General features: G+C 64.1%; 12 protein-coding genes. 8 read left to right on the top strand and 4 right to left on the bottom strand.

Translation table 11 applies throughout. The features are described from left to right. Positions 1-359: 359 nt before the first annotated feature. Both ABIB24_RS13065 and ABIB24_RS13060 read right to left on the bottom strand, forming a co-directional pair. On the bottom strand, positions 360-845 hold the full coding sequence (locus tag ABIB24_RS13065; RefSeq protein WP_137163584.1) for an isochorismatase family protein: 486 nt from the start codon (positions 843-845) through the stop codon (positions 360-362). A 61-nt stretch (positions 846-906) separates the two neighbouring features. Beyond that, a complete protein-coding gene (locus ABIB24_RS13060) occupies positions 907-1,818 on the bottom strand; it encodes a LysR family transcriptional regulator (protein WP_137163583.1) in 912 nt (303 codons plus the stop codon). A 196-nt stretch (positions 1,819-2,014) separates the two neighbouring features. Here ABIB24_RS13060 and ABIB24_RS13055 point away from each other — a divergent pair, with 196 nt between their 5' ends. From ABIB24_RS13055 to ttdB, 3 genes are read left to right on the top strand one after another with little or no spacing between them, the layout of a single operon-like run. After that, complete coding sequence (locus ABIB24_RS13055; protein ID WP_137163582.1) at positions 2,015-3,358, top strand: dicarboxylate/amino acid:cation symporter; 1,344 nt, start codon at positions 2,015-2,017, stop codon at positions 3,356-3,358. A 54-nt stretch (positions 3,359-3,412) separates the two neighbouring features. Further along, the gene (gene ttdA / locus ABIB24_RS13050) at positions 3,413-4,312 is read left to right on the top strand and encodes a L(+)-tartrate dehydratase subunit alpha (RefSeq protein WP_013972067.1); all 900 of its coding nucleotides are present in this window, start codon (positions 3,413-3,415) and stop codon (positions 4,310-4,312) included. Next, on the top strand, positions 4,309-4,917 hold the full coding sequence (gene ttdB, locus ABIB24_RS13045; RefSeq protein ID WP_003259286.1) for a L(+)-tartrate dehydratase subunit beta: 609 nt from the start codon (positions 4,309-4,311) through the stop codon (positions 4,915-4,917). Before ttdA ends, ttdB begins: the two co-directional genes overlap by 4 nt. A gap of 145 nt (positions 4,918-5,062) precedes the next feature. On the opposite strand, the gene ABIB24_RS13040 is transcribed toward ttdB, so the two are convergent. After that, a complete protein-coding gene (locus ABIB24_RS13040) occupies positions 5,063-16,138 on the bottom strand; it encodes a peroxidase family protein (RefSeq protein WP_354316560.1) in 11,076 nt (3,691 codons plus the stop codon). A gap of 548 nt (positions 16,139-16,686) precedes the next feature. Between ABIB24_RS13040 and ABIB24_RS13035 the strand changes: the two genes are divergently transcribed. The 5 genes from ABIB24_RS13035 to ABIB24_RS13015 all read left to right on the top strand — a co-directional run bounded on the left by ABIB24_RS13035 (position 16,687) and on the right by ABIB24_RS13015 (position 22,896). Then, on the top strand, positions 16,687-18,423 hold the full coding sequence (locus ABIB24_RS13035) for a type I secretion system permease/ATPase (protein WP_354316559.1): 1,737 nt from the start codon (positions 16,687-16,689) through the stop codon (positions 18,421-18,423). A 6-nt stretch (positions 18,424-18,429) separates the two neighbouring features. Beyond that, positions 18,430-19,770: an HlyD family type I secretion periplasmic adaptor subunit gene (locus ABIB24_RS13030; RefSeq protein WP_025338613.1), complete on the top strand. Its 1,341-nt coding sequence runs from the start codon at positions 18,430-18,432 to the stop codon at positions 19,768-19,770. Between the two features lies 1 nt (position 19,771). Further along, positions 19,772-21,100, top strand: coding sequence for a TolC family outer membrane protein (locus ABIB24_RS13025; RefSeq protein WP_025338612.1), 1,329 nt, complete (start codon positions 19,772-19,774; stop codon positions 21,098-21,100). Between the two features lie 217 nt (positions 21,101-21,317). Then, positions 21,318-22,181 (top strand): sensor domain-containing diguanylate cyclase, encoded by an 864-nt coding sequence (locus ABIB24_RS13020; protein WP_137163578.1) that lies wholly within the window; start codon positions 21,318-21,320, stop codon positions 22,179-22,181. 46 nt (positions 22,182-22,227) lie between these two features. Continuing rightward, on the top strand, positions 22,228-22,896 hold the full coding sequence (locus ABIB24_RS13015) for a class I SAM-dependent methyltransferase (RefSeq protein ID WP_274079508.1): 669 nt from the start codon (positions 22,228-22,230) through the stop codon (positions 22,894-22,896). Positions 22,897-23,040: 144 nt separating this feature from the next. Here the strand turns inward: ABIB24_RS13015 and quiC are convergent, their stop codons facing one another. Beyond that, positions 23,041-24,948: a 3-dehydroshikimate dehydratase QuiC gene (quiC, locus tag ABIB24_RS13010; protein ID WP_025338610.1), complete on the bottom strand. Its 1,908-nt coding sequence runs from the start codon at positions 24,946-24,948 to the stop codon at positions 23,041-23,043. Positions 24,949-25,194: the final 246 nt, after the last annotated feature.

Below are 25,194 nucleotides of genomic sequence, written 5' to 3'. Positions count from 1 at the left end.
ATCGGGCTGCGCAGCAGCCCCTCGATTTCAGCTGCGCAGCACATATTGCCGGGGCCGCTTTGCGGCCCTTTCGCGACACAAGGCCGCTCCTACAAGTACTGCATAGGCCTTTTGGGCTACGGCTCTGGCCTAGGAGGTGCTGCAGGTGACTGCCATCGAGGACAGCGAGATCGTGCTGGTGGATGTGGCCTGAGGCTTTCGCCTTGCGACGCGTTCTCTGTAGGAGCGGCCTTGTGTCGCGATCGGGCTGCGCAGCAGCCCCTCGATTTCAGCTGCGCAGCACATATTGCCGGGGCCGCTTTGCGGCCCTTTCGCGACACAAGGCCGCTCCTACAATTTAGGCCTTTTGGGCTGCGGCGCTAGCCTGGTGTAGCCACTTCGGCGAGCACCTCGGCCGAGGTGGTGACCTGGCGGAAGTGATGCTTCCACAGGTCGATGCCCAGCTTGCCCGACCTGTCGAGCGAAGAGCCTACCGTCATGTCGGTGACCAAGGTGGGCATCAGCCCCGCATCGAACAGGGCGAAACCGGCGGCCAGCACACAGGTTTCGGTCTGCAGCCCACATACCAGCACGCGCTCCACACCCAATTTCTTGATGTAGTCGATAGCCTCGGCGCTCTGCCCGTAGCCATGCTTGACGAACACCTGGTCGGCCTCGACAAGGCTGTCGTCCTCGGCCGCCGGGTGCCAGCCAAGCTGGCGCTCGAACGGCGTGACCTGTTCGTCGTGCAACTCGACCGAGGCAATGGTGGGGATATTCGCCGACAACCGGCGCAGGCCATCGACCAGCCACTCGGGCGGGCTGAAGGTGGACTGGACATCGACAATGAGCAAAACCTGGCGCATGGGCGGATTCCGGGCATGGGCAAAGGCGCGGAGTATAACGCGATCGCCTGTGGTAAAGGCCTCAATGCCACGCTGCCAGGCTGTCCCCCTGGCGGAAGAATGCCCTCAGGTGCTCGACGAAGCACGACACCTTGGCCGACAGGTTCAGGCGTTCCAGGTACACCGCATAGATATCCGCAGGCGGCGTCTGGTAATCGCCCAGCACCTCCACCAGGCGCCCGCTGCGCAGGTGGTCGGCCAGGTTCCACTCGGCCCGCAGCAGGATGCCCTGCCCGTCCAGCGCCCAGTTCAGGGCGACCTCGCCATCGTTGGTGCTGAGGCTGCCATGCACCTTCACCGACTCGCTCTGCTTGCCGCGGCTAAGCCGCCAGATACCGAACGCGGCGTCGTTCTGGCGCAACACGATGCAATTGTGGCTGGCCAGGTCCTTTGGCGATTCGGGGGTACCGTGAGCTTCCAGGTAACCGGGCGACGCGCACAATCGGCGGCGGTTGGCCGCGATCTTGCGGGCGATCAGCCGCGAGTCGGGCAGCTCGCCAAAACGGATGGCCACATCGATGGCATCGTTCGGCAGGGCAATGGGGCGGTCGGTCAGGTGCAGCTGCACCTCCACCTCGGGGTAGCGCTTGGCAAACGATGACACCGCCGGCCCCACGTGGGTACGGCCAAAGCCCAGCGGCGCATTGACTCGCAGCAAGCCCTTGGGCTCGGCGCGGCTGCTGGACACCTGCCGCTCCATTTCCTCGATCTCGCCCAGTATGCGCTTGGCATTCACCAGGTAAGTCTCGCCCTCGGCGGTAAGGCTGATGCTGCGTGTGGTGCGGTTGAGCAGGCGCACGCCCAGGCGCTGTTCCAGCTGGGCCAGGCGCTTGGAGACCGCTGGCGGGGTCAGGTTCAGTTCGCGAGCAGTGCCCGCCAGGCTACCCACCCTGATCAGCTGGGTGAAGAACGCCAGCTCCGATACCGGATTCATAATTAACCTGAGGGAAACAATGAGTTGAATTTCATTGTATTACAGCATTTTTGAAAAACCATTACCTTTTGCCCTGCGTGATTAACCACAAGAAAGCTGGGCTCTTCGGCCGCCAAGGCCAGGTGTGACCTGCACCCCTCACGAGCAGCCCGGCCGCCAGATAAATCCGACTCACAACAATAATTCGGAGACGGCAATGGCCAAGCGATTGTTCGGCAAGCTCTACGTACAGGTATTGATCGGCGTAACCCTCGGGGTGCTGATCGGAGTGTTCTGGCCACAGGTTGGCGCTGACCTGAAGCCCATTGGTGATGCCTTCATCAAACTGATCAAGATGGTCTTCGCCCCGATCATCTTCGCCACGGTGGTGCTGGGCATCGCCAAGATGGAAAACATGAAGGAACTCGGCCGCGTCGGCGTGCGTGCGCTGATCTACTTCGAAGTGCTGTCCACCTTTGCCCTGGTACTGGGGCTGGTGGTGGTCAACATCGTGCAGCCCGGCCAGGGCATGAACGTCGACCCTGCCACCCTGGATGCCAAGAGCATCTCCACCTACACCGCCGCGGCAGCCGGCAACAGCGGCGGCTTCATCGATTTCCTGCTGCATGTGATACCCGGCAGCGTGACCGATGCCTTCGCCAAGAACGAGATCCTGCCGATTCTGCTGTTCAGCACCCTGTTCGGCATCGCCCTCTCCCACCTGGGCCCGCGCGGCAAGCCGATGGTGGATGTGCTCGAAGCGTTTTCCCACGGCATGTTCTTCATCGTCGGCATGATCATGCGCGTGGCACCGCTGGCCGCCTGCGGGGCCATGGCCTTCACCGTAGGCAAGTACGGGCTGGGCTCGATCGTTTCGCTGGGCAAGCTGATGGCGACCATGTACCTGACCTGCTTCCTGTTCGTGGTGGTGGTGCTGGGCGCCATTGCCCGGCTGTGCGGCTTCAACCTGTGGAAGTTCCTCAAGTACCTCAAGGAAGAACTGTTCACGGTACTGGGTACCAGCTCATCCGAGTCGGTGGTACCGCAACTGATGAACAAGCTGGAAAAGGTTGGCGTGTCCAAGCCTGTGGTCGGCCTAGTGATCCCCTCGGGCCTTACCTTCAACCCGGACGGCCAGTGCATCTACTACACCATGGCCGCCATCTTCATCGCCCAGGCCACCAACACACCGTTGACCCTGATGGACCAACTGATCGTGCTGGGTGTGCTGCTGCTCACCTCCAAAGGCTCTGCAGGCGTAACCGGCTCGGGCTTCATCACGCTGGCCGCGACCCTGGCGACCATGGACAACATCCCGGTGGCCGGCATGGTCCTGCTGCTGGGCGTGGACCGCTTCATGTCCGAAGCCCGGGCCATCACCAACACCATCGGCAATGCGGTCGGCACCTTGGCCATCGCCAACTGGGTGGGTGCGCTGGACAAGCAGCGCATGGCCCAGGCCCTGGACGGCCAGCTGCCGGCCGACCCCGAACCCGAACCCGAGGCCGCTGCGCCGCACCCTGCCCTTGCACGCATGGAGGCCGGCACACCCGCACCCTGATCTTTCGAAAAACAGCAAAAAGAACCCGCCTTGTGATGCAGTGAGGAAATAATCATGGACAAAGAAACAGCCGTGTCATCGCTTACCGACGTGATGGCCAAGTTCACCGCCTATATCGGCAAGCGCCTGCCCCGCGACGTCAAGGAAAAGACCGCCAAGTTGCGCGCCGCCGAAACCAACCCGCTGGCCATCGCCGTGTACGACTCGATGGCCGACAACCAGGAATACGCCGACAAGCTCAACCGGCCCAGCTGCCAGGACACCGGCGTCATCCAGTACTTCGTCTCGGCGGGCGCGCGCTTCCCGCTGCTGGGCGAGATGGAAGGCATCCTCGAGAACGCCACCAGGGAAGCCACCATTCAGGGGCCGCTGCGCCACAATGCGGTGGAAACCTTCATCGAGAAGAACACCGGCACCAACACCGGCTCGAAGATCCCGTGGCTGGACTGGGAAATCATCCCCGATGCCGACTACGCCATCGTCGACGTGTACATGGCCGGCGGCGGCTGCACCCTGCCTGGCTCGGCCAAAGTACTGATGCCGGGGCAAGGCTATGAAGGGGTGACCGAGTTCGTCTTCGATGTCATCACCTCGCGCGGTGTCAACGCCTGCCCGCCACTGCTGGTGGGTGTAGGGGTATCGACCTCGGTGGAGACGGCGGCACGGCTGTCGAAGAAGGCCATCCTGCGCGAAGTGGACTCCAGCCACCCCAACGAAAGCGCGGCGATGATGGAAAAGTTGCTGGAGGAAGGCCTCAACGAAATCGGCATCGGCCCGCAGGGCCTGACCGGCAACAGCAGCGTGATGGGCGTGAACATCGAGTCTTCGGCCCGCCACCCGTCCACCATCGGTGTGGCGGTGTCCACCGGCTGCTGGGCGCACCGCCGCGGCAAGATCCGCATCAATGCCGACCTGTCCTACGACATCCTCTCGCACGAAGGGGTAGTACTGTGAAAAAGATCCTGAGCACACCTATCAGCGACGAAGACCTGGCCAACCTCAACGTGGGCGATGTGGTCTACCTCACCGGCCAACTGGTGACCTGCCGTGACGTTGCCCACCGCCGGCTCATCGAACTGGGCCGCGAGCTGCCGGTCGACTTGCGTGGCGGCGCGATTTTCCACGCAGGCCCCATCGTCAGGAAGAAGGACGATGGCAGTTTCGAGATGGTCTCCATCGGCCCGACCACCAGCATGCGCATGGAAAAGTTCGAGAAGCAGTTCATCGAGCAGACCGGCGTCAAGCTGATCGTCGGCAAGGGCGGCATGGGCCCGGAGACCACGACCGGTTGCCTGGAGAACAAGGCAGTGCATGCAGTGTTCCCGGGCGGCTGCGCGGTGCTGGCGGCGACCCAGGTGGAAGAGATCGAGCGTGCGGAATGGCAGGACCTGGGCATGCCGGAGACGCTGTGGGTGAACCGCGTGCGCGAGTTCGGCCCGTTGATCATCTCCATCGACACCAAGGGCAACAACCTGTTCGAGCAGAACAAGGCCCGGTTCAACGAACGCAAGGGGGCGGTGATCGAGAAGATCAACAGCCAGGTGCGGTTCATCAAATAACTGCGTGCGACATGGGGCCGCTTTGCGGCCCAATCGCGACACAAGGCCGCTCCTACAGGGGATCCCCTGTAGGAGCGGCCTTGTGTCGCGACGGGCTGCGCAGCAGCCCGTGCATTTCAATGCCGACAGCTTATCCTTCGGTTCCTCAAACTGCCAGGTTGAAGTCCGCTGCGGTCACTGTGGTTGCATCCGCCACTCCCACCAGGCGGATGGAGTCGGTAGCACCGATGCTGACCAGCGTGTCCGCGCCGTCATCGGCGATGGTCACGTTGGCGGCAAAGGTGGCCGCGGTGATGTTGAAGGCAGTGATATCCAGCAGGTCCTGCCCACCCGTCGCGTTGCTGTCGAAGTTGATGATCAGGTCATTGCCGAAGCCTGCGGCGAACTGGAAGACATCATTGCCATCAGTAGCCATCATGGTGTCATCGCCCGCGCCGCCGTTGACCGTGTCGTTGCCAGCCGCACCGTTGATGAAGTCATTGCCACTACCGCCCGACAGAATGTCGTTACCATTATCGCCGAACAGCGTGTCACTGCCTGCGCCGCCGTTGAGGATGTCGTCACCCAGACCACCATTGAGGCTATCGTTGCCGTCGCCACCGTTGAGGGTATCGTTACCGATGCCACCCAGCAGTTGGTCGTTACCTGCACCACCGTTGAGCAGGTCGTTGCCAGCGCCGCTGGTGATGATGTTGTCCAGCGCGTTACCGGTACCGCTGAAGTTGCCCACCCCGGTATAGGTCAGGATCTCGATGTTCGCACCCAGGCTGTAGCTGGCTAGCTCGGTAAGCACCCTATCCGTACCGGCTCCCGTGGCCTCGATCACCAAATCCCCGGCGTTATCCACCACGTAAGTGTCGTTGCCGAGACCACCCACCAGGCGATCGGTACCTGCATTGCCGTTGAGCACGTCGTTGCCAGCGCCACCGACCATGATGTTGTCCAGCGTATTACCGCCACCGACGAAGTTGCCCACTCCGGTATAGGTCAGGTTCTCGATGTTGCTGGTCATGCGGTAGCTGTCAAGCGAGGTACGCACCGTATCCGTACCCCCCCCCGTAGCCTCGATCAGCACATCCCCGGCGTTATCTACCATGTAGGTGTCATTGCCGAGACCACCTACCAGGCGGTCGGCACCCGCACCGCCATTGAAAAAGTCGTTGCCAGCACCGCCGATCATGATGTTGTCCAGCGTGTTACCGCCACCGACGAAGTTACCCACTCCGGTATAGGTCAGGTTCTCGATGTTGCTGGCCATGCGGTAGCTGTCTAGCGTGGTACGCACGGTATCCGTCCCCCCCCCCGTGACCTCGATCAGTACATCCCCGGCGTTATCCACCATGTAGGTGTCGTTGCCGAGACCACCTACCAGGCGGTCGGCACCCGCACCACCATTGAGAAAGTCGTTGCCAGCACCGCCGATCATGATGTTGTCCAGCGTGTTACCGCCACCGACGAAGTTGCCCAATCCGGTATAAGTCAGGTTCTCGATATTGCTGGCCATGCGGTAGCTGGCCAGGCTGGTCTGCACCAAGTCAACACCGCCGTTAAGCGCCTCGATCACCGTGTCGCCGACGTTGTCCACCACGAAGGTGTCGTTGCCACCACCGCCGTTCATGGCATCCGCGCCAAGCCCGCCGTCGAGGATGTCGTTGCCAAGCCCGCCAAACAGCTGATCGGCACCGTCCAGACCAGAGATCACGTCATTACCCGCGCTACCGATCAGGATATCGGCACCATTGGTACCGACCAGCGTCAAGCCTGGCACTGCAGCAGTCGCCGCCGAGGTGAGTGACTCCTGCGCGCCGAAGGCGTCGGTGTAGCGCACGATCACCTGCAGTTGCTGGCCTCCCTGGTCGAGGCCCGGGGTGAAGGTGGCCGAAGTAGCACCAATGATGTTGGTGAAGATGCCTCCAGTACCTTGCTGCCACTGGAAGCTGAACGCCCCCAGCCCGTCCAGGTCGGCAATACTGCCGGTAAGCGCCGTCAACGTCTGCCCCAGGGCTGGCGTGGTGTCGCTGATCAGCACGGCACCGGTAGGCGCATCGTTGACGTTGGCCACCGGGTCGAGGATGTCGGAGGCGATGCTTTCCTGCACCCCGATGTCATCCACATAGCTGACCACCACCCGCATGTTCTGCCCCACCTGTTCCTGGGTAAGGACAAAGGTGCTGCTGATGGCGCCGGCAATATTGACCCAGCCGAGCCCGCGGTTGGACTGCCACTGGAAGGTGAACTGCGGGTTGCTCAGGCCGTCGGCATCGACGATGGTCGCCGTGTTGGCGGTGAGGGTCTGGTTCTGCACCAGCAGCCCGGTCACGGTCGGCCCGGCGGTCGGCGCGCTGTTCGCCGACGAATCGACGATTTCCAGCGTGCCCTTGGCGTCCTGGTACACCGCCCGTACGCGGATGTTCAGCCCCGCCACATCGTCCGTGACCCGGTAGGTGGCGCCGGTGGCCCGGGAAACTTCGCCGGCAGCGACGAAGGTGATGTCTTCATAGACACCCGAACCTGGCAGGGTCTCGACTTGCCAGTAGTACGCCACAGGGCCGTTGATGGCGCCGCTCGCATTGGTGGCGCTGACATTGTCGGCATCGTGCACCGCCACGTTGCTCACCCGCAGCAACTGGCCGCTGACCGATGTGTCGTTACGCAGGCCGGTGACAGCGTCGAGGATCGCCAGGTGGCCCGTTGGGCCGGCGTTGACCGCAGTGCCCACACCGGAGGCCTGGGCGCTGTCGGAGAACTGCAGGCGCTCGATACCGGTCAGGCGGTCGACACCATCACGCCCGTCCACCAGGTCAGTGACGATCACCGAGTTGCCATCGACCACCACGCTATAGTCGGTGGCTACCCCCGAGAACACCGCCGTGTCGTAGCTGTCGGTGCCGCTCAGGATTTCACGGACGATCACCAGCTGGCCCGGGTTGTAGGTGCCATTGAGCATCAGCGGCACCATCGGCTCCATGCTGTCGTAGCTGGCGATTTCCGGGCCGGTGCCGTCGCTGTTGGCGCGCACGCTGATGCGCACGTTCAGCCACTTGTCACCGTCGAGGATGTCGTCGCCACCACGGCCTTCGATCAGATCGCTACCACTGCCGCCGAGGATGATGTTGCCACCGTCGTAGAACGTTGCCCCGGCAGCCAGCAGGCCGGACAGGCCGTTGATCAGGCTGATGTTGGTCAGCACGCTGCCGTTGGCGCCGTTGGTTGGCAAGGTGGCAGAAGTTTCGCTGTCACCACGCAGGAAGTCGCCATGGGCCGAACCCGACAGGCCTTCCATGATGTCGAAGCGCACCAGTGCAGACGCGCCCGAACCCGGTACCGGCGGCACATCGAAGAAGCGGTCGCTGAAGTCGGCAGTCACGCCCTGGGCCAGGCCCTTGAAGGTCGCCCAGTCGTAGCCGGAACCACCGATGTAGCGGTCACCGAAGCCCAGGCTGCCGACCATGATGTCGTCGCCGCCTTCACCGTTGAACTTGTCGTTCTCGTTGCCACCGATGAACACGTCGTTGCCGATGATCGGGTCGTTGCCGAGCGGGTCGAAGTTGTCGCCAGGCGCACCGTCCGAGGTGCCCTTCTCGATCCAGTCGTCACCTTCGTTACCCATGTCCTGCTCGTTGGCCTTGCTGCCCAGGATAAAGTCGTTGCCCTGGCCGCCAATGGCTTCGGAGGCGTCCTCACCGGTGACGATGAAGTCGTTGCCGAAACCGCCGATGATCAGGTTGACGCCATTACCGCCGTGCAACACATCGTTGCCGTCGCCGCCCTGGATGTTGTCGTCACCACCCATGTCGCTGATGATGTCGTCGCCGGCACCACCACGCAGCTGGTCGTTGCCGTCGCCACCCTCGATGCGGTCGTTGCCGCCATCGCCCCAGACCGTGTCGTCACCCTCGCTGGAAACCAGGATGTCGTCACCGTTGGTGCCACCCAGCACGATGTGCTGGTCACCGGCATAGCGGATGTAGTTGGTGTCCGGGCCTGCTGTCAGCGGGCTGTCGCGGAACACCACCTGCTCGCCGTTTTCGCCCAGTGGGTCGGCATTGCCCAGCCCTTCGTTGAACTGCTTGCTCTGGTCCACTTCCAGGTAGAAGCCAACGTCGGAGAACACCAGGCCCGGCAGGTGGGTGGCCGAGGTGTTGGCCATGATCAGCTTGGCGAACGAGTTGCTTTCCAGTTCAGCGTTCATCGACAGGCCAGCAGTGCGCTCCAGGTAGTAGAAGCGGTCGCCGTCCTGCAGTTTCTCCATCTGGTTCTCGAACACGAAGTTGAAGGTGCTGCCGAGCATACCGCCGAACGGGGTTTTCGCTTCGGCCAGGCCGCCGATCCACAGGTCGATGGCATCGACCCCAGTCACGGTCACTGCCCGCAGGTCATCGACGGTACCGAGCACGCCATCCTTGCCAGGGAGCGTGACATTGGCATACGCACCGGTGCTGTTGAGGAAGTCCAGGCGATCGGCTGGTGCGCCGTCGCCGCCGAACACCAGGGCCATGGCCGCCGCGCGTTTTTCCAGCAGCGTGGTGGCCTCGGTGATGGTGCTGTGGGTGCCGTAGGCGGCGATGAAGTTGATCAGCGACTCCGGATGCTTCAGGTGCTGCACCAGGTCGACCCAGCTGGTGTAAGGCTTGAGCTGGGTATCGCCGGTTTGCGCGTAGATATCGCGGCGCACAGCGTTCAGCGAAGGGATACCGACGTCGCGGCCACGGGCGATGTTGATCGCCGGCAGGTCCAGCGGCAGGCCGAGCAGGTTGTTGCGCAGCGCCTCGGTGACGAACTCGTCGATCTCGTTACCGGCCTGGCGGGTGACCCCGCGCACGATGGCGCTGGTGGCATCCTCGGGGGTGACGCCACTGGCGGCGTACGCCAGCGGGTTGAGGAACGCCGCGATCAGGCCCAGTTGCTGGTCGGGGTTGGCGCTGGCCGGGTCGCTGATGACGGTGAAGTCGACGTCGAAGCGGTCAACGGTCTCGGTCAGCATCGAGTGGCCGAAGCGGTACACGGTGTGGGCGAATTCGGCCACGATCGACGCATCGAGGTCGACGTCATACACCTGGGTCGGGGCGAAGAACAGGTCGACCCGCGGCTGCACGGTACGGGCGAACTCCTCGAACACCAGGTGCTGGTACTGCATCTCGGTACCGAACTTGGCGGCCTGGAACAGCCGCTCGCCATTCCACACCAGTGCGTCGATTGCGGCCTGGTCGGCCGGCAGCACGGTTATCGGGTTGAGCAGCCACTCGTTGATAAAGGCCAGGTCACCCGAATCGAGCACGGTGTCCATGGTCTGCGCCACCAGCCGGTTGTGCTCGGAGTGGAAGATCGCATGCACGGCGGTCAGGCCGATGTTCTCGTTGACCCTGCCGTCGCCAGCGATGTAGTGCGCATCGAGCAGTTCGTTGTCGTAGGCCAGGTTGGCGCCGGTCTGCGGGTTCACCGGCACGGCGTTGCCCACATCGGTATCGGCATCAGGCGCCAGTACGCCGTTGCTGAACACCGGCACGGCATTGTGGGCGATGTCGGCAAGGAACTGGTGACCGGTGCGCACGGCGTTGGTCAGGTCGATCGGCGCCAGCGGGTTGCCTTCGACCTGCTGGTCGTCGGCCGTGCCGGCAATGCCGTCGGCACCTTTCATGATTACCATCGGGAAGCCGTTGGGCCCCTTGATGAAGTTGCCGTAGGCGTCGGTTGCCAGCAGCGGTACGTTGTCGACGTCGGCATCGGTCAGGTTGATACCCAGTACGTCACGGGCCTGGGCCTTGACCACCTTCCAGGTCGCCATGCCGCCGATTTCGGTGTCGTCCGCGGTGCCGTACTTGCCATCTGCCCCCAGGTCACGGTTGGTGATCAGGCGGCCGGTGGCGACGGGAGCACCGTCGACCGTCACATAGGCGCGCAGGAACACCTGGTGTGAAGGGTGCGAGCTGTAGGTCTGGTTCTGGTCCACGAACGGCGAGGTGGTATTGGTGTGCTCGTGGATATCGTCGGCCGTGCCAAGCACGCCGTCCGGCCCAGGCTGGTTGGTCGCACGTGTCACCACCATGAAGTTGGTGAAACCGCCCTCCACGTACAGCGGGTCATCCGGTTGCAGCGGGATGTAGATGGTGCCCGAGCCCCCCTTGGTGACCAGGTCCAGGCCATGGTCGAAGAACTGGCCGAAGAAGGTCATCCAGGCGTTGAACGGCGCGGACAAGCCGGCATCGGCGGCGGTGTTCTCGAACAGGTACACGTCGTGATCGTCGTCGGTGCCGAACTGGCCGTCCAGGCCCGGGCTGGCGACGATGCGCACGCCGTCCTTGAGCACGTCGTCGTTGCCCTCGACGCCGAAGTTGAGCACGCCGTCCGCACCCGGGTCATACGCGGTGGCATAGGCCGCCGGGTTGTTGGAGGTCTGGTCGACGATCAGGTTACTGATGGTGCGCGGCTGCGAGTCGAACACCGGGCCGCTGGTCTGCTCGTACGACGAGCCCGGAATGGCCGGCGAACCAGGGCCGAAGAAACCGGCCGGTGCACCTTCGGCCGGGTTGAACACCGGGTCGGTCACGCGCGGGAAGACGTTGTCGGCGGCACCGAACTGGGTGTTGTTGATGCCGTTGAGGTTCATCAGGTTGTTGTTCGAGCCATCCACCGCACGCAGGCCCAGCGGCGCACGGATGTTGGGCAGCAGCGAGAGGATGTCTGCTCCGTTGGCGTCGGCCTCGGCGATCTTGATCTGCTCGAGGATGAAGTTGAGGTCGGAGCGCACCATGTGCAGCCCGGCACCGCCAGCTGTGGCATCCGCCACCGGCGTGGCTGGCGTCGGTACCACAGGCGCGCCCGGTTGCACCACGGTGGTGGGCTGGGAGAACAGCACTTCGGTGGTGCCATGGGCGTCCTGGTAGATCGCCTTGACCCGCAGGGACAACCCGGCCAGGTCTGGCGACACCTTGAACGTGGTGCCGTCGGCACTCTGGAACGCCAGGTCGCCGGCCGGCAGCAGGATGATGTCCTCGAACACACCACTGCCCGGGGTGGCCTCGAACTGCCAGTAGTACGACACCGAACGGTCGGCGAGCGTGCCCAGCGGGTTGCCAGCGCTGATGTTATCGGCATCCCGCACGCCGGCCACGTTTACCGTAAGCAGATCGCCCACGGTGATCGCACCGCCGTTGCCGTCAGTAATGGCCGGGCTGCCGACAGGCTGCGCATTCACGCCTTCCACCAGCACCCGCTGGCTGTCGGCGAACTGCAGGCGCTCGATGTGCAGCAGGGTATCGACGCCATCGCGGCCGGCCACGTTGTCGGTCACCGTCCAGACGTCATCGGAAGTGTCCAGCGTACCTTTGGTGTTCTGCGTCACCGTGTACTCGCTCTGCACCCCCGAGAACACTGCCGTGTCGAACGCCGCCCCCCCCGTCGAGGTGCCGGGCAGGATTTCCCGCACGGCCTTGAGTTGCCCAGGGTTGTAGGTGCGGTCGAGCATGAACGGAATCATGTCGACCATGCTGTCGAAACTGGCGATCTCAGGGCCGGTGTGGTTGACGTCTCCCGGGGCATACACGGCGATGCGCACGTTGAGCCACTTGTCGCCGTCGATCAGGTCATCACCGCCACGGCCTTCGATCAGGTCGCTGCCGTTGCCGCCGAGCATGATGTTGCCGGTGGCAAAGCCGGTGGTCGGCAACCCGGCATCGGCCAGGAATTGCTGCAGGCCACGGATCAGTGCCACGTTGGTCAGCGCACTGCCGGTGGCACCGCCGTGGTTGAGGATGGTCACGGCATCGACATTATCGCCCTTGAGCACATCGGCGAAGTTCGAGCCGGACACGCCCTCGACCTCGGCAAAGCGGTCGAGGATGGAAGCCGGCGAGGCGCCGACCGGGTTGAAAATACCGGTGTTCTGGTTCGGTGCGTTGCCATGGGGTTGAGCCAGGGCGGCCAGGGTCAGGTCGACGGTGACGCCAACCTGGTCATTCTTGTTGGTAATCCAGTCGAAGCCGGACATGCCGTCCATCTTGTCCTGGGCGTCGCTGCCGACAAAGATGTCGTCACCGCCCTCGCCGATCATCTCGTCAAAGCCACCGCCACCGACGAAGATGTCGTTGCCGACCACTTCGTCACCCAGCAGCGGCGCAAAGTTGTCGCCGGGCGCACCGTCCTGGGTGCCCTTCTCGATCCAGTCGTCACCCTCGTTGCCGGTAGGTGGCAGGTTGGTCTTGGCGCCAAGGATGAAGTCGTCGCCCTGGCCGCCAAAGGTGGTGCTGATGTCCTCGGTGGTGATGATGAAGTCCTGGCCGTTGCCGCCCAGGATCAGGTTACCGCCCACCAGCATGCTGCCGGCGACGATCACGTCGTTGCCGTCGTTGCCTTCCAGGCGGTTGTCGCCGAAGGAGTCGGTGATGATGTCATCACCGGCACCGCCCAGCACCGCATCATTGCCCGCACCGCCTTCCAGGGTGTCGTTGCCGGCATCGCCGTAGACAGTATCGTCGCCCTCACCGGAGATGATGATGTCGTTGCCGGAAGTGCCGCCCAGCACCACGTGGTCTTCGCCGGTGTAATGCAGGAAGTTGGTGTCGGTGCCCACGGTATCGGGGTTGTCGCGAATCACCAGCGGCACCACTTCGACGCCGTTGATCATGATGCCGCCCGTCGGGTCGGCCCGGCCATCGGCCCCCAGCCCGGTGAACTGGTTGGCCTGGTTCACCTCGAGGGTGAAGGTCGGCGTGAGGAACACGGTGTTGGACAGGTGGGTGACATCGGAGTTGAGCATGATCAGCTTGGCGAAGGAGTTGTTCTCCAGCTCGGTGCCAAAGTTCATGCCCGCGGTGCGCGACAGGTAGTAGAACCGGTCGCCGTTCTGCAGGGCTTCCAGCTGGGTCTCGAAGACGAAGTTGAAGCTGGAGCCGAGCATGCCGCCGAATGGCATTTTCTGCTCTGCCAGGCCACCGACCCAGAAGTCGATGTCATCGACGCCGGTCACGGTCACCCCGCTGATGTCATCGGCGGTGCCGGGGGTGCCGTCCGCGCCGGCCAGTGTCACATTGGCGTAGGCGCCGGTGCCGTTGAGGAAGGCCAGACGATCGCCTGGCGCGCCTTCACCACCAAGCACCAGCGCCACGGCGGCGGCGCGCTTGGCCGCTTCGGTGTCCGCCTCGGTGATGGTGATGTGGGTGCCGTAGGCAGCGATGAAGTTGATCAGCGACGCCGGGTGCTTGAGGTGGTCGGCAAAGTCGGCCCAGCTGATGTATGGCTTGAGCTGGCTGTCGCCAGTCATGGCGTAGAACTCGCGGCGCGCCTCGTTCAGGGTGGGGATGCCGGTGTCACGGCCACGCGCGATGTTCAGCGCAGGCAGGTCCAGCGGCAGGCCGAGCAGGTTGTTGCGCAGCGCTTCGGTGACGAACTCGTCGATTTCGTTGCCCAACTGGCGGGTGACACCGCGGATGATCGCACCGGCCGCTTCGTCGGCGGTAGCGCCACTGCCGGCGAAGGCCAGCGGGTTGAGGAAGGCAGCGATCAGGCCGAGCTGCGGGTCGCCGTTCACCGGGGCGAACGCCGGGTCGAAGCGGTCGACGGTCTCTGTCAGCATCGAGTGACCGAAGCGGTAAACCACATGGGCGAACTCGGCGAGGATGGCCGGGTCGATCGAGGTGTCGTAGCCGTTGGGGGCCAGGAACTCGTCGATCTGCGGCTGGATGGTACGGGCGAACTCTTCGAACACCAGGTGCTGGTACTGCATCTCGGTGCCGAACTTGGCTGCCTGGAACAGCCGCTCGCCGTCCCATACCAGCGCAGCGATTTCGGCGGGCGTGGTGGGGATGGCAGCGACATCATCGATCAGCCACTGGTTGAGGAACGCCACGTCGCCGGAAGCCAGCAGGGTGTCCTTGGTCTGCTGCACCAGGCGGTTGTGCTCGGAGTGGAACACATGGTGCACGGCAGTCAGGCCGATGTTCTCGTTCACCCGGCCGTCGCCGGCGATGTAGTGGGCGTCGAGCAGTTCGTTGTCGTAGGTCAGGTTGTTGCCACCCGGCCCCACCGGCTGTGCGTTGCCCACGGCAGTATCGGCATCGGCCTGCAGCACACCGTTCACGATCACCGGCGCGGCGTTGTGGGCGATGTCGTCAAGGAAGCCATGCCCGGTGCTCACGGCATTGGCCAGGCTGATCGGCGCGTCGCGGTTGCCTTCGACCAGCGTGGTGACGTCGTCGGCGGTACCGGCGATGCCGTCGGCGCCATTGTTGACGCGCATCACCACCTGCGGCATGCCGTTGGGCCCGCGCAGGAAGTTGCCGTAGGGGTCGGTGGCCAGCAGCGGCACGCTATGCACATCGGCATCGGTCAGGTTGATGCCGAGCAGGTCGCGGGCCTGGGCCTTGACCACTGCCCAGGTGGCCATGCCACCGCTTTCGCCGTTGCCATCGTCGGCGGTGCCGAAGCGGCCATCGGCGCCCAGGTCACGGTTGGTGATCAGCCGCCCGGTGGCTACCGGGTCGCCTGCGGCATTGAGCATGTATTCACGCAGGAACACCTGGTGCGAGGGGTGTGAGCTGTAGGTCTGGCTTTGGTCGACGAACGGCGAGGTAGTGTTGGTCTGGCCATCGTCGGCAGTACCCACCAAACCATCGGCGCCAGCTGTGCGCACGGCGCGCGGCAGCACCATGAAGTTCGGGGCGCCGTCCACGAACAGCGGGTCGTCCGGCTGCAGCGGGATGAACACGACGTCGGTGCTGCTTTTGGTGACCAGGTCCAGGCCGTGGTCGAAGAACTGGCCGAAGAAGGTCATCCAGGCGTTGAAGCCGGCGGTCAGGCCGACGTCGGGCGACACGTTGGGGATGAAGAACACTTCCGTGTCATCAGCGGTGCCGAATACCCCATCGATGCCGGGGCTGATCACCGGGGCGGCGCCGCCATTGGCTTCGACTGCGGCCGGGTTGTTCGCCGTCTGGTCGACGATCAGGTTGCTGATGGTACGTGGTTGCGAGTCGGTAACCGTACCGGTGCCGGCATAGGCGCCAGTGAAGGACGGACTGAGCAGGCGCAGGAACGAGTTGTCGGCGGCGCCGAACTCGCTCTGCCCGGTCACCAGGTTGTTGTAGCTGCCGTCCACGGTACGCAGGCCGAACGGCACCTGGCTGTTGGGCAGCAGGTCGATCAGGCTGGTGCCATCGGCATGGGCTTCGGCGATGAAGATCTGCTGGAGGATGAACTCCAGGTCCGACTTGCTGAAATCTGCCATTTCAATTGCCCTCGATCTGTCGGGAGATGACTCAGGGCAACAGGGTCCTTCCCGCGCCCAGTCAGTGTGACGTGCGCAGTTTCTGATTCTGGGTTCTGGGGCAGTTGGGCACTACGGTGCTGTGTTATCGCCACTGGCCTCATCGCCGGCAAGCCGGCTCCCACAGGAACGGCGGGAACCTTGTAAACGGTGCGATACAGTTAGGCACCGCACACACATCGACCCCAGCTCGCACAGGGTCCGAATACATCAGACTAAAGTCGCAGAAGAAAAACTTGTCAATATCCCGTCAAAAAATTCGTCCGGCATTGATAACGCGACGCAACTTCCTGTTTTTCATGGCACTTATGAAAAGTTCAAAGACTTTATAGAGCAAAAAGATATTACCGAGTGTTTCACTGCAACCTACGCTGCTGCATGTGGGAGCAACGCAGCGTTTTGGACCATTCGCCCTTAGAGCGACCCGCCTGCGAGCCGACCAGAAGCCACAACTACCGCTGTACGGGGCGCCGCAAGGGCTTCCCGTTTGTGATAAAGGGAGGCCCCCGATGCACAAGCCGCCACGTACCCGTTCCGAGCTGGCCGACGTGTTGTTTCGTCTGCGCCGCAGCTTTTTTGCCCTGGCCGCCTTCAGCGGCGTGATAAACGTCATGATGTTGACGCCAGCAATTTATATGTTGCAGGTGTATGACCGCGCCCTGGTCAGCCGTAACGTCACCACCTTGGCCATGCTCACCGTGCTGGTGATCGGGCTGTTCCTGCTGATGTCTACCTTGGAGATGATCCGCACCCGTGTGCTGATCCGGGTGGGCAACTGCCTGGACATGGACCTCAACCGACGCATCTTCAGCGCCGCCTTCGAGCGCAACCTGAGCCGCGCTGGCGGCAACCCGGCCCAGGCCCTGCAGGACTTGGCGCAGGTGCGGCAGTTTCTCACCGGCAACGGCCTAATCGCCTTCTTCGATGCCCCCTGGACACCGATCTACCTGCTGGTCTGCTACCTGATCCACCCGCTGCTGGGGCTGATCACGCTGATCGGTTCGCTGATCCTGGTGGGCCTGGCCTACCTCACCGAGAAGGCCACGCAAAAACCCTTGGCCGAAGCCAACCAGGCGGCCCTGTCGTCGGCCAGCTACGCCAACAACAACCTGCGCAACGCCGAAGTGATCGAAGCCATGGGCATGCTGCCGGCGATTGGCAAGCGCTGGTACCAGGGCCACTTGCGCATCCTGCAGATGCAGACCCTGGCCTCCGACCGCGCCGCGCTGATCAGCAGCACCGGGCGCTTCGTGCGCATCACCTTGCAGTCGGTGATCCTCGGTGCCGGCGCACTGCTGGCGATCGAAGGCAAGATCACCCCCGGCATGATGATCGCCTGTTCGATCCTCACCGGCCGCGCCCTGGGCCCGGTAGAACAGGTGATCGCCGCGTGGAAGCAACTGCTGGGCTGCCGTTCGGCCTGGGGCCGGCTCAACGGCCTGCTGCAGGACTTCCCGCAGCGGCCACCGAGCATGTCGCTGCAGCAGCCGCTGGGCATGCTGGCCGTGGAAAATGTGGTCGCCGGCGCCCCTGGTACCAGCAACAGCATCGTACGCGGGGTGAGTTTCAGCCTGGTCCCGGGTGAAAGCCTGGGCATCATCGGCCCTTCGGCCTCGGGCAAGTCCACCCTCGCCCGCCTGCTGGTAGGCGTGTGGCCGACCCAGGCCGGCAAGGTGCGCCTGGACGGCGCCGACATCTTCACCTGGAACAAGGCTGAACTTGGCCCGTGGCTCGGCTACCTGCCGCAGGACGTGGAGTTGTTCGAGGGCACCATCGCCGAAAACATTGCACGCTTCGCCGAAGTGGACAGCGAGGCGGTGATCCGCGCTGCCCGCAGCAGCGGCGTGCACGACATGATCCTGCGCTTCCCGCAGGGCTACGATACCCGCCTGGCAGCCGACGGCAGCCCGCTGTCCGGTGGCCAGAAGCAACGCATCGCCCTGGCCCGTGCGCTGTATGGCGAGCCGAACCTGGTGGTGCTGGACGAGCCCAACGCCAACCTCGATGACGTTGGCGAAAAGGCCCTGGTCGATGCGCTGGCTGCGCTGAAGGCGCGCGGGGCCACGGTAATCCTGATTTCCCACCGGCCCAATGTGCTGTGCGCGGTCGACAAGGTGCTGATGCTGCGTGACGGTGCCGTGCACATGCTCGGCAGCCGCGACGAAGTGTTCGCGGCGCTGCGCAAGGCCAGCGTGATCCCGGCAGCGACCGCAGCACCGCTGGCCTCGGTAAAAGTACGGGAGTGACCGATCATGCAGATGACCCAACACACCGAATTGATTCCTGCCGAGGCCCGCAACCTGATCGACCTGGACGCGGGGCGGCCGGCACGCTGGGGCGTATGGCTGGTCATCGCCGGCTTTGGCGGCTTCCTGCTGTGGTCGTGCCTGGCGCCACTGGACGCCGGCGTGGTCGCCACTGGCACGGTCAAGGTCACCAGCAACCGCAAGGCAGTGCAGCACCTGACCGGCGGCACGGTCGAGGCGATCCTGGTGCGCGAAGGCGATGTGGTGAAGAAAGGCCAGGAGGTGGTACGCCTGGACGCCCTGCGCGCGGTGGCCGAACAGGGCGCGGTCAGTGCCCAGTACATCGTCAGCAAGACCGTGGAAAACCGCCTGGAAGCCGAGCGCGATGGCCGCGACACAGTCACCTTCGACCCTGCCCTGCTCAAGCACTACGGCAGCGACCCGCGCCTGCTGGCAGCCATGGACCTGCAACAGCGCCTGCTGGATACACGCCGCGCGGGCCTTGCCGGTGAACTGAGCATCCTCGAGGAAAATTTGGCCGCCACGGCGGTTCAGCTCAAGGGCCTGCAGCAAGTGTACGGCGCCCGCGCCTCGCAGATCGGCTTTCTCAACCAGGAACTGCAAGGCACACGCGTGCTGGCCGCCGAAGGCTATGTGCCACGCAACCGCCTGCTGGAGCTGGAGCGCAACAATGCCGACCTGTCCGCCGGCCAGGCCGAAAACCTCAACAACATTGCCCGGGCGCGCAGCCAGGCCACCGAGATCAAGCTGCGCATCCTGCAACGCCAGCACGACTACCTCAAGGAAGTGGAATCGCAACTGACCGATACCGCCAAGGAGAACACCACCCTGGCCGACCGCCTGCGCGCGCTGGACTACGAAGTGACCCACACGGTGATCCGCTCGCCGATCGACGGCATGGTCCAGGCACTGAGCATCGCCACGGTCGGCGGCATCATCCAGCCTGGAGCCAAGATCATGGAGGTGGTGCCGCTCGACCAGCCGTTGCAGGTCGACGCGATGATCCCGGTGCAGGCCATCGACAAGATGGTGCCGGGCCTGGACGTGGACCTGGCCTTCCCGGCCTTCAACCATGCGAAGACACCGAATATCCCCGGGCGGGTCATGACCATTTCCGCCGACCGCCTGATGGACGAAGAAAGCAAGCAGCCGTACTACCTGGCCCAAGTGGAAGTGACGCAAGGCGGCATGGGCCTGCTGGGCAGCAACCACATCCGCCCCGGCATGCCGGCCACCGTCACCATCAAGACCGGCGAGCGCAACCTGCTCAGCTACCTGCTCAAGCCGATGCTCGAACGCGTGGACGCCTCGTTCAAGGAGCAATGACATGAAACGCCCGTGCCTGATGTTGTGCCTGCTGGGGTTGTCCGTACAGGCCAGTGCCATGGACCTGAAGCAAGCCTGGGACCTGCTGCAGTACCAGGGCCCGATCTACCGCGCCGCGGTGCACGAGAAAGAAGCCGGCAGCGAGAACCGCGCCATCGGCGAGGCCGGCCTGCTGCCGCAGATCAATGCTGCGGGCTACTTCAACAAGGTCAATGGCAGCCAGCGGCAGAATGGCCGGGACAGCGACCTGGACTATGACTCCAAGGGTGCCAACGTGCGGCTGCGCCAACCGCTGTTCAACAAGCAGAAGATGGCCGAGTACCGCCAGGGCCAGCAGCGTGCCGACTACAGCGTGGCGGTGTTCGATGCCAAGACCCAGGACGCTGCGGTCCGGCTGGCCGACGCCTACTTCGACGTGCTGCTGGCCAGCGAAACCATCACCCTGGCCAAGGCCAAGCTGAATGCCTTCGAAGAGCAGCTGGCGTCGGCGAGGCGGCGCATGGAGCTAGGTGCCGGCACCATCACCGACATCGACGAGTCGGTAGCCCGTCGCGACCTGGCCGAGGCCGACCTGATCGAGGCCCAGGACAACCTGGTCAACGCCCGCCGCAAGCTGGAGGAATACATCGGTGAAACGCCGGAGTCGCTGACCACCTTGCAGCCGGGCTTCAGCACCCCGCCGCTGATGCCGGGCAACCTGCAGGACTGGCTGGTCAAGGCCCAGGCCGACAGCCCGTTGATTCATGCGCGCCGGCACAACTACGAGCTGGCCGAAGAAGAAGTGAAACGCGCCCGCGCCGGGCACTGGCCGACCCTGGATTTCGTGGCGGGCTATACCGCCGGCAGCAGCCAGTCGATTTCCGAACTGAACCAGCGCAATCACTACAGCTCGATCGGGCTGGAGCTGAACATTCCGTTGTACAGCGGCGGCAGCACCAGCGCCCTCACCCGCCAGGCCAGCGCCAACAGTTCCAAGGCCCTGGATGAACTGGACGCCACGCGCGAGGAAGTGATTTCCGGCACCACCCGCGAGTACCGCGGCGTGCAGAGTGGCGCCTTGCGCATTCAGGCGCTGGAAAAGGCCGTAGCGTCCAACGAACGCTCGCTGCTTTCGGCCCGCAAGGGTTTCAGGGAAGGCGGCACCAGCACCAACTCGGATGTGCTCAATGCCGAGGAGTTGCTGTTTGACGCCCGGCATGACCTGTTCGAGGCGAAGCTGAACTACCTGATGTCGCGGCTGCGCCTGGCATCGTCGGTGGGCAGCCTGGGGGATGACGATATCCAGCAGATCAACGATTACCTCGGGCCGGAACTGGTGGTGAGTAACTGATGGCAACGGCCCTTGTAGGAGCGGCCTTGTGTCGCGATCGGGCCGCGGAGCGGCCCCCGGATTTCAGCTACGCAGGACAAATTGCCGGGGCCGCTTTGCGGCCCGATCGCGACACAAGGCCGCTCCTACAACGAACCGTACAACCCTCGCTGCCCCCATAGCTGCGCCTCTCCTCTTCAGGCTATGATCGGTCACCCCGCCGCGGACGCCCTGCCCCATGCCCGTAGACCTCCAAGCGTTATACCCCAGGCTGATCCACCTGATGCTGGACACGGTGTTCGTGGTCGACCGGGACAACCAGATCGTTTTCGTCAGCGATGCCTGCGAGGCGCTGCTGGGCTACCGGGCCTGCGAACTGATCGGCACCCCGATCACCGACTACATGCACCCTGACGACCTGGCGATCACCCGCGCATCGATCGTCCGGGTGATGAACGGCCAATCCCACTACGACTTCCGCAACCGCTACATCCGCAAGGATGGCGGTATCGTGCATATCCTGTGGGCCGCCTGCTGGTCCGATGAGGCCGATGCCCGCATCGGTGTGGCGCGGGATGTCACCGCCCAACGCCAGGCCGAGGAGGAACTGCGCTTCCTGGCCCACCATGACCCACTCACCCGCCTGGCCAACCGGGCCATGTTCAATGACCGGCTGGACGCAGCCCTTGCCGCGGCCCGGCACCACAACCACCCGCTGGCGTTGCTGTTCATCGATATCAATGACTTCAAGGACATCAACGACAACCATGGCCACAGCGTGGGTGACCGGGTGCTGTGCACCCTGGCGCGGCGCCTGGAAGGCTGCGTAGGTGCGACCGATACAGTGGCGCGGATGGGTGGTGACGAGTTCACCGTGCTGCTGACCGACTACGTGTCGCCAGAGGCCATCGCCGAGCAGGTGGCACGCATCCTGGCCGCCATGGCCGAGCCACTCGGCGCCGAGTTTGCGGGCATCGATGCGCCATCCTGCAGCATTGGCGTGGCCCGTTTCCCCGAGGACGGCAACGATGCCGACATGCTGCTGCGCCATGCTGATGGCGATATGTACCGGATCAAGCGACAGCGCGCTGCGGCCGGCTGAGCGCTCTGGCGGCCGCAGCGCGGAAACGAGTACAAAGGAGATGACCATGCGCAACCCTGAAGACGACTTGCTCGACAGCTGGCAGCACAACGCTCAGGCCTGGATCGATGCGGTGCGCAGCGGCAGTATCGAGAGCCGTCACCAGGTCACCGACCAGGCCATCCTGCTGGCCATTCTTGGCCGCCAGCCCGAACGGGTGCTCGACCTGGGCTGTGGTGAAGGCTGGCTGCTGCGCGCGCTGGCCGACCGGGGTATCGAGGCGGTAGGTGTGGATGGAGACCGGGTGCTGGTGGATGCCGCGCGTGCTGCAGGTTCCGCCGAGGTGCATCTGGCCAGCTATGCACAGCTGGCCGTCGGGCAGGCCTATGTTGGCAAGGACTATGACCTGATCTGCGCCAACTTCGCCCTGTTGCAGCAAGACATCATCCCACTGCTGGCGGCGATGAATGCGTTGCTGGCGCCCGGCGGTGCGCTGGTGATCCAGACCCTGCACCCGTGGAGCGTGGCGGATGGGGATTACCAGGATGGCTGGCGGGAGGAGGCGTTTGCCGGGTTCGCCGGGGATTGGCAGGTGATGCCCTGGTACTTCCGTACCCTGGCCAGCTGGCTGAACGCGCTGGACATGGCGGGGTTGCGGCTGGTCAGCCTGCAGGAGCCACAGCACCCGCAGAGTGCGCTGCCGCAGTCGCTGCTGTTGGTGGCCGAACGCCCTTGAAGCATACGCGGTCGGTGTAGGAGCGGCCTTGTGTCGCGATGGGCCGCAAAGCGGCCCCAAGATTCATGCGGTGCTGCTGAAATCCTGGGGCCGCCTTGCGGCCCATCGCGACACAAGGCCGCTCCTACAGGGACCGCGCCGGGCTCAGAGGACCGGCTTGCGCGCCGCCCCGCTGCGGGCCTTGGCCATGGCTGCCAGGCGCACCGCAACGTTGGCCGCACCGTAACCGGCGTACCCTCCCTTGCGCTGGATGATCTCGAAGAAGAAACGCTCTTCGAACGGCTCGGTGTACACGTGGAACAGCTCGCCGCCCTGGGCATCGCGGTCGTACAACACGTTGTAGTACGCCAGTTCGCTGAGGAACTCGTCGTCGAAATCGAAACGCGCCGCCAGGTCGTCGTAGTAGTTCAGCGGGATCTCCAGCAGCGGTACCCCAGCCAGTTTGGCCCGCGCCACTTCGCGGAAGATGTCGTCGCAATCGAAAGCGATGTGGTGCACGCCCGAGCCACGGTAGCTGGACAGCGCATGGGCGATGGCGGTGTTGCGGTTTTCCGAGATGTTCAGCGGCAGGCGCAGGGTGCCGCACTGGCTGCGCAGGGCGCGGCTCTTGACCAGGCCATAAGGGTCCGGCAGCACCACTTCGTCGTCGGCAGCGAAATCGAACAGGCTCTTGTAGAACAGCACCCAGCTGTCCAGCGACTCGGCCGGCAGGGCCAGGGCCATGTGGTCGATACGGCGCAGGCCGCCGGTGGCCGTGGCATTCTTGTCCAGGCTGAAGTCGGTGTCGTACAGGGTCTGGCCGGCAGTGCCCTGCTCCACCAGGTACAGCAGGCTGCCATCTGGCGCTCGTACCGCCGGCACTTCGCACTCGTTGGGCCCGACCAGGCCACGGAACGGCTGGCCACGGAAGGCGGTGGCGCGCTTCAGGGCGGCTTGCTGGTCCTTGACCCGCAGCGCGGTGGCGCACAGCGACGGCCCGTGGGCCTCGAAGAAGTTGTGGCCGAAGGAATAGGGTTCGGCGTTCAGCACAATGTTGATATCGCCCTGGCGCAGCAACTGCACCTCTTTGCTGCGGTGCTTGCCGGCATCGGCAAAGCCCAGGCGCTTCAGCCAGCTGCCCAGGCGCGCGCCAACGGCTTCGTCGACTGCGAATTCGAGGAACTCCACGCCGTCATAGGCACTGGCCGCCGGTGGGGTGAACAGCACACCGGGCTCGATCGAAGTACCTTCCTGCTCCAGGCGCAGGCGGGTGTGCTCTTCGAGGTACAGCAGCGAACGCAGGCCGTCGGCGGCATTCTGCCGGGGCGGTGCGGCGCGGAAGCCGTCGTTGAAGATTTCCAGCGACAGCGGCCCGCGGTAGCCGGTGGCAAGGATTGGCGCCAGGAAACCGGCCATGTCCATCTCGCCCTGCCCCGGGAAGCAGCGGAAGTGGCGGCTCCACTCCAGCACATCCATGGCCAGGATCGGCGCGTCGGCCATTTGCACGAAGAAGATCTTGTCGCCGGGGATATCGCGGATCGCGCTCGGGTCGCCCTTGAGCGACAAGGTGTGGAAGCTGTCGAGGATCACCCCGAGGGCCGGGTGGTCGGCCTGGCGCACCAGGTTCCAGACTTGCTGGTAGGTGTTGACGTGGCGGCCCCAGGCCAAGGCTTCGTAGCCAATGCGCAGGCCGCGTTTGCCAGCGTGCTCGGCCAGCAGGCGCAGGTCGTCGACCAGCAATTGCTCTTCGCCCAGCGCATCGGCCTGGACGTTGCTGCACACCAGCACCAGGTCGGTGCCTAGTTCCTGCATCAGGTCGAACTTGCGCTCGGCGCGGTCGAGGTTTTTCTGCAGGCGGTCGCGGCGGCAGCCCTCGAAATCGCGGAACGGCTGGAACAGGGTGATGGCAATACCCAGGTCGGCGCACATCTGCCGTACCTGGCGCGGGCTGCCGGCGTAATAGAGCAGGTCGTTTTCGAAGATCTCGACGCCGTCAAAACCGGCGGCGGCGATGGCTTCGAGCTTTTCCGGCAGGGTGCCGCTCAAGGACACGGTAGCGATCGAACGCTGCATGGCGGGAGTTCCTTGTTGTTAGAGGGTTGAGGCCAGGGCTGCCTGTACCGGCCCAATCGCCTGGCAAGCCAGCTCCCACAGGATTGGCGCATACCTTGTGGGAGCTGGCTTGCCGGCGATTGGGCCGGGCCTGGAAAATCAGGACCACAGTTCCTGGCACGATCGATTATTCGCAGGTAAAGTCGTCGCTTCAATCTCTTTGTACGGAATGGTTAGTTTTGCGTTCGATTATCGCACAAAACCGGT

Source organism: Pseudomonas sp. UYEF17, from assembly GCF_040546125.1.
In the GTDB taxonomy this organism is placed as follows: Bacteria; Pseudomonadota; Gammaproteobacteria; order Pseudomonadales; family Pseudomonadaceae; genus Aquipseudomonas; species Aquipseudomonas putida_Z.
Note: the sequence above shows the minus strand (reverse complement) of the source record. Positions and strands in the feature narration are given on the sequence as shown.